Here is an 11,945-nt window from a genome sequence, read left to right on the forward strand (position 1 = left end):
TCTCTGTTTTAATATTCAATAGAAATATTATCTTTGCAACTAAGATACTTATTGTGTAAGATTAATTATGAAATTATCCGACAGCCAAATCAAACAAATAAGTGAACTGGGCAGGCAGTTTTCTGATGCAACAATATTAATGCACGAGGCTATTGCCCGGCGGGCGGGCTTAACCGGTACCGACCATAAATACCTCGGGTTATTGATGCAGTATGGTGCCATGACGGCGGGCGAACTGGCAAAACGCACCGGCTTAACTACCGGTGCGGTAACGGGCGTTATTGACCGATTGGAACACAAGCAATTGGTAAAGCGCGCATTTGACGAGCACGACCGCCGCAAAATTGTAGTGGTGCCCCATCTGGATAATGCCGCCAAACTCCTCGCCCCAACCTCCGCATTATTGCAAAGCCGAATGGTTGAATTAGTAGCTTCCTACACGGTAGAACAACAACAACTCATTGAGCAATACTTGCGCGCTGCCATGGAGGTGATGAATGATTTTACGCAAGGCCTTAACCAAAATAAAATTTAAATTGATGCAAACGCTATCCTCAGATTACGTTACTCAGGCCGAAATTTGGCTGTTTACCACCACGCTCTTCTATTTTTTAATGAACGGTGCCCAGTTGTTTGAAACGATGGTACTGGTACCCAAATGGACTGCCAATCCGCCCGAGTCGCTCCAAATTTTTAAAGGTAAGTATGCAGCAGACTTGAAAACCTTTTGGATTGTGATGCACTCTCTGCACGAAGTTACTTTTATTGCAGCCATCGGTTTTTGCTGGCAGATAGGTGGGATAAGGAATGCGTTATTGATATTGTTCGTGATCCATTTTGCCGTGCGGGTATGGACGATAAGCTATTTTGCGCCAAATATTATCGAATTTCAGAAGATCGTAAACGGCGAGGCTCCACAAGGCGACAACCTTTTAGCCCGCATGCAACGCTGGAAGCACCTTAATTATCTGCGTGTAGGTATTTTTGTTGCGGTATCGCTGGCCTTGATACCACTGTGCGTTCAATTAATGAATATGCGGTAGCCGTTAATGCAGTTTCTTAACCTTCAACCTTAAAGAATTACCAATCACAATCACATCGCTAAAAGCCATTGTCAAAGCGCCAACCATTGGGTTTAAAAAGCCAAAAGCAGCAATCGGTATAGCAATAACATTGTAGGCGAATGCCCAGAAGAGGTTTTGTTTGATGGTAAGCAAGGTGTGCCTGCTTATCTGCAGAAATTTCACTACGGATTGCAGATCAGTATTCAGCAGGATGACTTTGGCAGATTGGATAGCTATGTGGCTGGCATCGTTCATAGATACGCCTACATCGGCCTGGGTGAGGGCAGGGGCATCGTTAATGCCATCGCCTATCATAATGGTTTTGCCTTTTTTTCGGTAAATATCCACCACGCTCAGTTTCTCTTCGGGCAGCTTCTCAGCGTGCACATCTGTAATACCTAATGTTTTGGCTACAGATGCGCAGCGGCTGGCCTTATCGCCGCTCAATAGCACCGGCTTTATGCCCGCTTTTATCAGTGCAGCTATCAAACCTGCAGCATCGGGTTTTATGGTATCTTCAATGGCTATCTGCGCCACCAGCACCTGGTTTTTATACAGCGAAAGGTTGTAGTCGTTATCGGTGCTTAGCTTTGCGGTGCCCAGGAAATAGTTATTGCCTTGCACATCCTCCGCGCGCATACCCAGGCCTTTTTCCTCCACTACTGATTTCAGTATCACCTTTTGTTTGGATAAGCCATTAAGGCCTTTTACCAGGGATTTAGCAATAGGGTGGTTAGAACGCTCCTCAATAGCTGCGATAGCCCCGCGGATGCTTTCTAGTTCGTGTCCGGGCTCTGCTTTAATATCCTTTATGCTGAATTTGCCGGTGGTAAGCGTGCCCGTTTTATCGAATATCACGTACTTAGTGTTAGCCACAGCTTCGATGGTGTCGCCTCCTTTTATCAAAATGCCATTTTTTGCGGCGCGGCCCAAACCAACCATTACGGCAGTAGGGGTGGCCAGGCCCATGGCGCAGGGGCAAGAGATTACCAGCACAGCTATAGCATGCATCATGCTGCGCTGCAGGCCGGTATCGGTAGCAAAATAGGTTACCACAAAGGTGATAAGTGCAATCAGTATCACAACCGGCACAAATATCGCTGCCACCTTATCGCCCAGTTTTTGCACCGGCGGCTTGGCTGCCTGTGCCTTCTTCATCAGATCGATGATTTGGGCGAGGGTACTGTTGCTGCCTACTTTGGTGGCCATTATTTTGATATTGCCTTCCTGCACTATAGTACCGCCTATAACCGTATCGTATTTCTTTTTTTGTACCGGGATGCTCTCGCCGGTAATCATGGCCTCGTTGATAGATGCCTCGCCCGATAGTATTTCGCCATCTACAGGTACCTGCCCGCCTTCATTCACCAACAGGATATCGCCGCTTACTACATCCTTGGCGCTGATTACTTCAATACCATCCTTAATTACACGGTTAGCGTTCACTTGCTGAAATTTCATCAGATCTTTTACAGCCGAGGTGGTTTGGTTTACACTACGCTTCTCCAGCACATTGCCCAGCAGTACCAGGGTGATAATGGTAGCACAGGTTTCGTAAAAAAGGTATTGCTCGCCCAGGTTTTGTATAGTGCCCACCAGGCTGTATATAAACGCAGACGACGAACCGATGAAAATCAGCACATCCATATTGGGCACGCCGCCTTTTATGGAGCTGTAAGCGCTTTTACCGAAATGCAGGCAACCCACCAAAAACACTGGCAGGCAAAGCAACAATTGCACCATAGGGTGATGTAGGAAATGCCATGGCAGTACCATATGCAGCAGGAGCGGGGCCGTAAACGCGGCGCAGAAGATGAATTTATTCTCTACCTTATCGTAAAAAGGCGTTTTATGGGTAGCAATATCGTCAATAACATGGAAACCCAAATTTTCGATATCTGTGATAATTCCAGGGACTACAGACTGGTCGGTAGTAGAAAATTTTACTTCTTCGGAAGCAAAGCTCACCAGGATATTATCCAGCCCTTTCTTTTCCAATAACTTATGGATGCTCATTGCGCAGTTATTGCAATGCATGCCCGTAACGTTCAATTCAACCAGTTGCTCTGCCATGATGTACAAATTTACCCATTAAGTAGAATTGTTCTAAATAATTAAGGTAAGGCAATTGTAATTTTAAAAAAGCTTTGCAAATTACGGTTGAATTCCTATTTTTGCAGCCTCCAACACGGTAGATGTAGCTCAGTTGGTTAGAGCATCGGTTTGTGGTACCGAGGGTCGTGGGTTCGAGCCCCATCATTTACCCTTTATGGGGCAAGGTCTTTAAAATAGATTTTTGCCCCATTTTTTTTGTCTATAACTCCTTGTTTTTCATATATATTACAGACGCAGCCTCGTTCATTTTAGTGGTTCGACATCCCCCTCAGAATAGGTCAGTTTTTCAGGAAAAAGCATCCCTACTAGGTATCTTTGACCTCCAATTGTCGAATCATCAAACCACCTATCCTATATCATCCAAATCAGCACAAACGCGGCCAAGCATATCTGCGTGAGCCAGCAAGGCCAGCAAGCCGTGTTTACCTCCATGCTTGCCTTTACCAGGGCCTTCAGTGGGTCGGGTTTGTCGAACAGCCATATGGGTAAGCCATGATACCTCACCAGCCCAACTATCTGCTCGCGGATAGCAAAGGGTGCAGGCTCAACCATGTAAAGCAACTGCCGTGCAAATTGCGCGCCCTTGCGTGCATGCCCGTTGGAGGTGATGCTGCCATCGGGCTCAAAAACCGTGGTGCTATATTTCTCCACGTAGTGAAGCAAAGCAGCGGCCCACAGCATTTCCTTCTCCTGCGCGGATAGGGCGAGGTAGGTTGGTTCACCCTCCAGTGCAGCCAGCACCATTTGGGTATGTATGGCTACGTTGCCTTCGGCATGATAGCGCAGCTCTTGCTGTACATCCTGCATACGGGGTGCCATTCAAACCGCTCTGCTAAATACACCCATTTTTATCATCGCTAAAGGCCCACATGGTTACCTCCTTCATTTAATAATGGTGCCCTTTTCCAGGTGCGGGGTCCAGTGCTCATCGGTTTTTACGTGCCTTTTGCGCACGTATTTGAATACATTTTGCGCAAATGCATCCACCGGACAGCCATTGGCATTACGGGTTACGATGCTTTCCATAGTGGTTGCTACATCGTAGGACTCAAAAGCCCCCGGGCCTTTTACCAGGGCCAGTAATTCGGACTCGAACAACTGTCTGTCTTGCGGCGCGGCCTCGGTTTTAACCAGTGGTACGGTAGGCAATTCGAGCATGTTGGCGTAAAACTGCATTTCTTCCCAGCTTAGCCAGCGGTTGTGCTCGCGTATGCCGAAAACATAAAAATGATGCTCCAGTTTGCGATATGCAATGGAGCGGATTGCGTATAGGTTCTCCCCGAATATTTCCAGGTCCCCCAGATCGTATTTCACCATCTGCCAAAAACGGCGCAGGGTTTCTGTCCAGGGCGAGGTTGTTGGCGCGGTATGCTAGCGGGCAAAAACGCCCAGTTTGGAGAGGCAGTTATTCTCGCCGTCTAGTTTTTCTGTATGTATTATTTGCGTGATGCCCTGTAGGTGTTCCCAATAGTCGTGCGCTATCCTGTCGTCGCTGGTTGTGCCCGGCGAAAACGGATAATGATAAGTACGACCATATTTTGTGATATAGCCATGTTTTCATGATTAAAATTAGAAAATAAAAACTCGCTTCCTTCCCGGAGATGGGAAAGACCATAAATAATTTATGGGCAAGCGATTACATGGCTCAAGGCGTTACAAAGTTTGTATTGAGGTAAATGTAAGGAAAAACTTGATGTACCGCTGCAAATATTGCGTTAATGGAATACTTGCAGCGGAACAGGTGCAGGAAGATAAAGTGCGGGGCTGCTATTTGCTGGCATTTAAGGCACCCACAAAAAATTTCGCAGCCACATCCCCAACCTGCTGATGGATGACCGCACGGTCAATCGCAGCATCATCGTTGAAATATATGCCGCCCGTCGGCTTCATCTCTGCCGAGCCTTCGTTCAGGAAAACATAGTGGCCGGTTTTTCCGGGGATGATGAGCAGCTTGCTTTTAGGTATTAGTTTATGGAAAGTTTTGGCATTGGTGATAACGGGAGCAATGCTATCACTTTGCGCGCCTACGATGTACATGGGGGCGGTTACGCGTTTTAGCTGCTGCCTGCTGATAAAGCCCTGGCCTATGGCGGGGCAAACGGCGAAGAAGGCTTTGATACGCTTGTCCATCAAATCGGGACTGGTACGGAATGATGCTGCCACTGCTTTATCGTCTATTTGGTCGGCCAGGTTGGGGAACTCGGGCAAGGTTATCTCTTTTTTGCCTTCAGTTGTCTTGGTGAATTTGTCTAATGCGTCGAGATCAAGTTTTCCGCCGGCAAGGGCAATCACTGTGTAGCCACCGATGGAGAAACCCGCCGCGCCGATACGGCCGACATCTATCACCCCGCCGAAATCTTTATCGTTCAATAAACCCGTCAGCACGAAGCTGATATCCTGTGGGCGCTGCCATGGCGTTACGAAGTTGATGGCTATCTTATTATCGTAGGTGTTGCCCCAATGGTCTACCGATGCTACGATGAAGCCTTTCTGCACCAGTGCATCGGCCAGCCATTCCAGTGTGATGCGGCCGCCGCCCGTGCCGTGCGAAAGCATAATGAGCGGATGTTTGCCCTGCGGTAATTTGGCGTCACGTATAGTGGAGATATGTACAAAAGGGTAGTGGGGGATAACGAATGGTTCGCGGCTATCATTGGTAGGGTACCAAATTTCGGTAACCAGCGGGCGTTGCCGGGCGGTATCGTTAAACCTGATGGTGCGCTGGCCTATTCTTATCTGCGCGCTTGCTAGCAGGGGTAACAGGAGCGCTAGGATGGTTATGATGTTTTTGTGCGAGGCTGTATGTTTCATAAAGCAAAGCAAGCGATAAGTATCCGGCTGAAATTTGACAAATGTCAAATAATTAACTTTTTTTCGATTTCAGTCGGCTCAGGGTTTCCTGGGAGATGCCCAGGTACTCAGCGATGATTTTATTAGGCAGCCTTTGGATAAGCGTGGGGTTGGTTTCCATCAGCTGCCGGTAACGCTGCGTGGCATCCATAGTAATCAGACTTTCGATACGCTTGATGGATGCGATATAATCCCGCTCCAGGTTGATGCGGTAAACACGCTCCCAGCCGGGAACTTCATCCAGCAAAGCCTTAAAATCTTTGTGGTTGATGTAAAGCGCCTCGGTTGGTTCGATACTTTGGATATAGGCCAGCGAGGGTTCCTGCAAGGTAAAACTAGGAAACGCCGTACCGAACCGGCCCTCTGTTACCAAAAAACGGGTAGATTCTTTACCGTTCACATCCATCATATAAATACGCAGGCAGCCCGAGTTGACGAAGTAGATGTACGGACAAACCTCCCCGGCAGAAAGGAGCAGCTCGTTCCTCCCCGTTTTCTTCAGCCTGAATTTTTGGCAAAAGGCATCTAAAGTGGCTTCATCGGCAGCCATGTTGTGAGCAAGGAATTGCTTTAGCTGGGTGTACATATATTACTGCCGGGCGCCACTGCCTGCTGTTTTATTTGCTTTCAGGAAATTCTTGTTATATACCTTTATCGCCTTTAGGTAGTTTTTCTTTTCGATGGCCTTTAAAGCATCCGCATCGCCTGCTACCATGGCGGTTACATTTTCGGCACTAAGCTTTACGATAGGCCCGTCGCCTTTTTGGATAGCAACTATCGTTACAGGCGAAAAATCGCCGCCCTCGCGCGTGCTCAAAAATGAGAATACGTTGATGCTTGCGCCACCAATTACCTTAAACATCCAGCAGCTATCTGTTGCCATGCCGGTTGCGGTGTAGGTGGATTTGTAAAAAGGTTCGATACCATCCCTTGAAATGCTTATAGTTTGCCCGGGGTAAATGCGTTGCTTACGCAGCGAATCATTTTTTGGCAGCTTTTTGTTTTCGAACATCAGATAGTTTTGGTGTAGCGTGGTATCCAAATAAATCTTGGAGGAAACTTCTTTTGTGGTGCTATCTTTCAACCTTACCTTAAAGTCGTATTTAAAGTTATCCGGTATATAGTCGTAATACCTGCCCATCATGGCCATATTCATCTGCATCTGCGTGCGCATCTGCATGTCTTGGTTTGCGAACATGCGGTTCAAATCTCCCCGAAAGGCTGGTGGTTGCGCTTTTAAGCTGATAGTCAATAGGATAAATACCGCTAATAAGGTTAGGCTTTTATAAGTTTTCATCAATTATTTATTTGCCTAAATATAATTATACCGGCAAATAATCAATGCAGGTAAACGCAATTTATTGGTACGGTATATAAAGCGGGGCGGGCTTTAAACTTAAAGCCTATTTTGGCGTAATCCCTCGTGTCGCCAAAGGCATACCTGCCGCATGCAAAACAAAAAAGCACCGCCTTGCAGCAGTGCTTTCCAAATATTAAACGGAAAACTATTACGTTGTGTAGCCCAGTATCTTCAATACCTGCTTGCTGTTCTGCTCCTCGCCGAATACCTCGAAGTTGAAGGTTTCGTCGCGGTTGCGCCGGATGATGACATGCTTTGGCGAGGGCAGCAGGCAGTGGTGTATGCCGCCGTAGCCGCTCAATACTTCCTGGTAGGCACCAGTATTAAAGAAGCCGAGGTATTGCACCTTACGCGTTTTTGGCATAAATACGCTGTTCATGTGCGCTTCCTGGTTGTAGTAGTCCTGCCCGTCGCAGGTGATGCCGCCAAGGTTTACGCGCTCGTACTCGCTATCCCAGTTGTTAACCGGCAAAAGGATGTATTTTTGATTCAATGCCCAAACATCGGGCAGGTTAGTAATGAAGCTGCCATCCAGCATCAGCCAGCGTTCGCGGTCGTTCTGCTGCTTGCGGCCCAATACTTTGTATAATATGCCCGAAGCCTCGGCCACGGTGTACTTGCCAAATTCGGTGATGATATCCGGCTCCATGGTATCGTGCTCGGCGCAGATTTCTTTTATACGGCTCACGATCTCGTTGATCATGTACTCGTAATCGAAATCGAACACCAGCGAATCTTTAAAAGGCATGCCGCCGCCAATGTCCAGCGTATCCAGAGCAGGGTTCACCTTTTTGAACTTGCAGTACAGGGTAACGTATTTTTCCAGCTCGTTCCAGTAGTATGGCGTATCAGAAATACCCGAGTTGATGAAGAAATGCAGCAATTTTACCTGGAAATTGGGGTTGTCTTCAATTTTGTTATGGTAAAAATCAATCACATCCTCCATGCGCACGCCAAGCCGGGAGGTGTAGAACTGCGAATCGGGCTGTTCCTCGGCCGCTATGCGTATACCCAGGTTGCAGGGGGTGTCTATATCAATTTCGTCGTCGTACAGGTTGAATTCTTCTTTGTTATCCAGCACGGGGATAATATTGGTGAACCCATCGTGCAACATATCTATAATGTACTGCTTGTACTGAAAGGTTTTGAAGCCGTTACAAATTACGGTCACCTCCTTATTGAGCGCGCCCTTTTTCTCCAGCGCATCTATCATCGGCATATCGAAAGCCGATGATGTCTCCAGATGGATTTCGTTCTTCAGCGCCTCTTCTACAATGTGCTTAAAGTGCGAGCTTTTGGTACAATAGCAATATTTATAGCTGCCGCGGTAATCATTCTTGATGATGGCCTGCTGAAATAATAGTTTTGCCTGCTGTATCTTTTTAGTAATCATGGGCAGATAAGTGAAGCGTAAGGGCGTGCCGTACGTTTCTATCATCTCCATTAAATTTAGGTCCTGAAAGTAAAGTTCGTCCTCTATGATCTCGAAACCATCCTGAGGGAACCCAACGCTTAAGTCAAGAAATTCCTGGTAACTCTGCATTTATTAAAATTTTGGCAAAAATGTAATTTTAAAACGGATTTTTTGCGAAAATGTTGGGGTAATTTATAGGTGGATTGTAATTTGTTTGTGTGGGTTAAGATTAGGTTAGGAATTTGTTATTTTAATGATACACCGATTTGTTTTCTCACAAAGGCGCGAAGACGCAAAGGGTTTAATTTTTTTGTTCGATAAACTTTTTTACATCTTGATAAGCTAGTTTATGTTTAGGCAGCAGCACTTGATTATAGAAACTATTTTCCTGGCGCAAGTATGCCAGTAGTACGTGCTCCGCATCGATCATATCGCTGTTACATGCTTTAGCTTCGAGATAAGAATACTTGAGGCAAATTTCTGCAGAGCTCGACAATGGCACTTGGTCTAAATATAGCCCGGGTTTGTCATGGTCAAAAGATGCTTCAATATCTTCTATCAATGCAAATACATCGAGTTTAAATCGCTTGAAAATCTTCAGGATTTGCTCGCTTTTATTGGTTTGCTTTAACGATTCGTCAATGATTGCTAATAGTAAATGTTCCGCACCAATATATTCTTCCCCATATTGCATCGCCAGTTTACCCGACGATTTAATAATGTCTTTAACTAAGGCCGTAAACTCTATTGTTGGCATGGCTAAAAATACCCAAAGTATCGGTATTTGATTTGCTTAATTCAATTTTTGGCGATGCGTGCTGCCCGGACGCGAAGGGCAAAGACTTTTGAGAAGAGGCATTTGAATTTATTAACATGTATCTTTAATTATGATAAGCGAAGAAGAAAAAGACATCATATTAAATACCTACAAGTGGATAAAAGTGCCAAAGTTTGTAGATGATGATACTCTATCGTGGGCAGAGCGATACAATAAATTACATGAGCATCATATACGAGAAACTTCTTTTTTGATAGAGAAAGTTAGGGAGTTGGTGACGTTAGTATGAGTTGTTCGCGATATGTTTTTGGCGATGCCTGCGGCCCTGCCGGGTTCTCCGTTCATACGTCTGCAGGCCTTAAGCGCTATGCCGGTAATCACTGCTATCCTTCACGCGGAAAATGCGGGGAGAACGAGCACGTAAAGAAGGCTTTAGGAGTAAGTAAGACAAATCAAGGTTTGGGTAATATTTACAGAGTAGGGCTTGTAACAAATTCACCAGCGCTTAATCCAAAAATAGGAAGTAAAGTTCGATAGTTCAATTGGCCAAACCACACATGAGATACCTCCCCTACGATGACTTTTACGTCACTACCGCGTTAAGCCCCGCCGAAGTAGAAGAGCGCTTGCAAAAGGAGATAGAGCCACCCAGAGGATTTAGTTTTAAGGCGCTGTTCTTCCAATCGTCTGGTTATTATTTCTCCGGGTATATATTGAATGGAAATTTTAAACTGCAGCAGGTCATCCGGGGAAGAAATCATTTTACACCACAAATTACAGGCGTTACCGAACCTGGGATGAACGGAAGCCGCATCCATATTAAAATGCAAATGCATGCCGCCGTAGTTGTATTGCTGTGCATATGGATAGTCGGAACTGCATTAGCAGCTGTTGCCGGCTTTGTGGCAATTTTAACAAGAGGTCAGTCCGTTGCGGCTGTGCTCGTACCTCTCGGGATGTTACTAGTTGGATACGTGCTCCCTATGTTTGGGTTTAAACCCGAAGCCGACGAAGTTAAGGCCAGGCTGCTTAAGATTTTCCAAGGGACCGTTGAGGAATAAAAAAATATTTTTAAAGAATTTCTTGATTTATTAAAAACAATGCGTATCATTGCAGCATGAAAACAATAACAATACCCTGCCAGTTGCCGCGCCCGATCTATCGGAGATGAATGAGTGTGTATTGAATAAATATAACAGAATACTCAAATCCTCTTAGGTCTGCCTAAGGGGATTTTTTGTTTTACGAGCATTTTTAGGGTAGTATATCAATTGGTTCAGATTACTCCGTTTGGAACGGAGAGGTTCCCGGTTCGAGTCCGGGTTACCCTACTATTAATGACGGAAATATAGCTCAATGGTTAGAGCAACACCCTTATACGGTGACGGTTAAAGGTTCAATTCCTTTTATTTCCACTAAAGTTGGCCGGTTGCCCGGGCGGTAAGGGCATCCTCTGCAAAAGGATTGCACGCAAGTTCGAATCTTGTGCCGGCCTCAGATGTGTTTATGGACGATAGGGAAGGGAATCCCCACCAGCTTTACGAAAGCCGGACCCGCAGAAACGGGGATTTTAAAAGAAGTTTAGCCGCAGACGCGGGTAGGGGGAGGTGTGTGGGATTGTAAAGAAAATTCTGTATTTAAATATTGAATGATGTCTTGCCTATTACCTGCAGTAGCTATGCAATCGCAATAGTGTATCTGGCCACCATTTTGCCTTTATCATCGTGCGAAACCTGCATCACCAGCGTATCGCGGCGGTGGGTGTCTTTATCGCCCCTTAGCTCAAAATCCTGTGCCATGGTAACCGGGTTTGGCCCTTTGGGGTAAAGCGGGCTTTGGAAAACTTTATCCTCCACCTCCTTAGGGAAGAAAAAATTGGTAGTGAGCGGAGCTTTACCTTCTACACGCACTTTGGCGTGCAGGTGGGTAAGGCGACCATTATACCAGCCCGGGAATATGGCATCAAACCGAACATTGCCCTGTTTATCGGTTACCTGGTAGCCCCGTAGCCAGGTTTCGCCAAGTGTTTTTTCCTGCTCATAATCAGAGTAGTGGCCGTTGTTGTCGCACTGCCAAATATCCACTATTGCACCGGCAATGGGTTTACAGTCGCTATCTTCTACCTTAAAAAGATAGGTAATGGGCAACCCTTCTTTATGTTCGGCAATGCTTATGCGGTTCAGCTTTTCGTCTTTATAGTAAGGGCCTTCGGGTACGGGTGGGGTTATTGGATCTCCGCAGTCGGTTAAAATGGTCACCTTTTTTGATGAGGAGAACACTGCGCCTAAAAACGTTAGCCCTAAAGCGGATAGGAAGTTTGCTCTTTTCATGGATTCGTAATCAACACTAAAATTGGTAGGTGTA

At 46.0% G+C, this 11,945-nt stretch carries 12 protein-coding genes and 4 tRNA genes; 7 read left to right on the top strand and 9 right to left on the bottom strand.

Features of this window, described 5'->3' with window-relative positions; genetic code table 11:
• Positions 1 to 67 precede the first annotated feature (67 nt).
• Positions 68 to 535, top strand: coding sequence for a MarR family winged helix-turn-helix transcriptional regulator (locus AC1DXC_RS08745; RefSeq protein ID WP_477458769.1), 468 nt, complete (start codon positions 68 to 70; stop codon positions 533 to 535).
• A gap of 4 nt (positions 536 to 539) precedes the next feature.
• Positions 540 to 1,043: a transposase gene (locus AC1DXC_RS08750; protein WP_477458770.1), complete on the top strand. Its 504-nt coding sequence runs from the start codon at positions 540 to 542 to the stop codon at positions 1,041 to 1,043.
• Between the two features lie 3 nt (positions 1,044 to 1,046).
• On the opposite strand, the gene AC1DXC_RS08755 is transcribed toward AC1DXC_RS08750, so the two are convergent.
• On the bottom strand, positions 1,047 to 3,137 hold the full coding sequence (locus tag AC1DXC_RS08755) for a heavy metal translocating P-type ATPase (RefSeq protein WP_477458771.1): 2,091 nt from the start codon (positions 3,135 to 3,137) through the stop codon (positions 1,047 to 1,049).
• Between the two features lie 118 nt (positions 3,138 to 3,255).
• On the opposite strand from AC1DXC_RS08755, the gene AC1DXC_RS08760 reads away from it, so the two are divergent.
• A tRNA-His gene (locus AC1DXC_RS08760) sits at positions 3,256 to 3,329 on the top strand.
• Positions 3,330 to 3,530: 201 nt separating this feature from the next.
• Here the strand turns inward: AC1DXC_RS08760 and AC1DXC_RS08765 are convergent.
• The 7 genes from AC1DXC_RS08765 to AC1DXC_RS08795 form a co-directional block, all read right to left on the bottom strand.
• A complete protein-coding gene (locus AC1DXC_RS08765) occupies positions 3,531 to 3,998 on the bottom strand; it encodes an HD domain-containing protein (protein ID WP_477458772.1) in 468 nt (155 codons plus the stop codon).
• Positions 3,999 to 4,061: 63 nt separating this feature from the next.
• Positions 4,062 to 4,496, bottom strand: a complete 435-nt coding sequence (locus AC1DXC_RS08770; RefSeq protein WP_477458773.1) for an RNA ligase family protein — start codon at positions 4,494 to 4,496, stop codon at positions 4,062 to 4,064.
• A 450-nt stretch (positions 4,497 to 4,946) separates the two neighbouring features.
• Positions 4,947 to 5,990 (bottom strand): alpha/beta hydrolase family protein, encoded by a 1,044-nt coding sequence (locus AC1DXC_RS08775; protein WP_477458774.1) that lies wholly within the window; start codon positions 5,988 to 5,990, stop codon positions 4,947 to 4,949.
• A gap of 52 nt (positions 5,991 to 6,042) precedes the next feature.
• Positions 6,043 to 6,615 carry a Crp/Fnr family transcriptional regulator gene (locus tag AC1DXC_RS08780; protein WP_477458775.1) on the bottom strand — a complete coding sequence of 191 codons (573 nt, stop codon included), beginning with the start codon at positions 6,613 to 6,615 and terminating at the stop codon, positions 6,043 to 6,045.
• Between the two features lie 3 nt (positions 6,616 to 6,618).
• A complete protein-coding gene (locus AC1DXC_RS08785) occupies positions 6,619 to 7,227 on the bottom strand; it encodes a hypothetical protein (RefSeq protein WP_477458776.1) in 609 nt (202 codons plus the stop codon).
• Between the two features lie 310 nt (positions 7,228 to 7,537).
• The gene (locus AC1DXC_RS08790) at positions 7,538 to 8,932 is read right to left on the bottom strand and encodes an arginine decarboxylase (protein ID WP_477458777.1); all 1,395 of its coding nucleotides are present in this window, start codon (positions 8,930 to 8,932) and stop codon (positions 7,538 to 7,540) included.
• A 172-nt stretch (positions 8,933 to 9,104) separates the two neighbouring features.
• A complete protein-coding gene (locus AC1DXC_RS08795) occupies positions 9,105 to 9,560 on the bottom strand; it encodes a Clp protease N-terminal domain-containing protein (RefSeq protein WP_477458778.1) in 456 nt (151 codons plus the stop codon).
• Between the two features lie 578 nt (positions 9,561 to 10,138).
• Between AC1DXC_RS08795 and AC1DXC_RS08800 the strand changes: the two genes are divergently transcribed.
• From AC1DXC_RS08800 to AC1DXC_RS08815, 4 genes are all read left to right on the top strand, one after another.
• The gene (locus tag AC1DXC_RS08800) at positions 10,139 to 10,642 is read left to right on the top strand and encodes a hypothetical protein (protein ID WP_477458779.1); all 504 of its coding nucleotides are present in this window, start codon (positions 10,139 to 10,141) and stop codon (positions 10,640 to 10,642) included.
• A 195-nt stretch (positions 10,643 to 10,837) separates the two neighbouring features.
• Positions 10,838 to 10,912: transfer RNA gene (locus AC1DXC_RS08805), tRNA-Pro, on the top strand.
• An 11-nt stretch (positions 10,913 to 10,923) separates the two neighbouring features.
• A tRNA-Ile gene (locus AC1DXC_RS08810) sits at positions 10,924 to 10,996 on the top strand.
• Between the two features lie 8 nt (positions 10,997 to 11,004).
• Positions 11,005 to 11,076: transfer RNA gene (locus tag AC1DXC_RS08815), tRNA-Cys, on the top strand.
• Between the two features lie 181 nt (positions 11,077 to 11,257).
• Here AC1DXC_RS08815 and AC1DXC_RS08820 read toward each other — a convergent pair.
• Positions 11,258 to 11,911: a dioxygenase family protein gene (locus AC1DXC_RS08820; RefSeq protein WP_477458780.1), complete on the bottom strand. Its 654-nt coding sequence runs from the start codon at positions 11,909 to 11,911 to the stop codon at positions 11,258 to 11,260.
• Between the last annotated feature and the right edge of the window lie 34 nt (positions 11,912 to 11,945).

It is taken from the genome of Mucilaginibacter sp. P2_D11, from assembly GCF_056404435.1.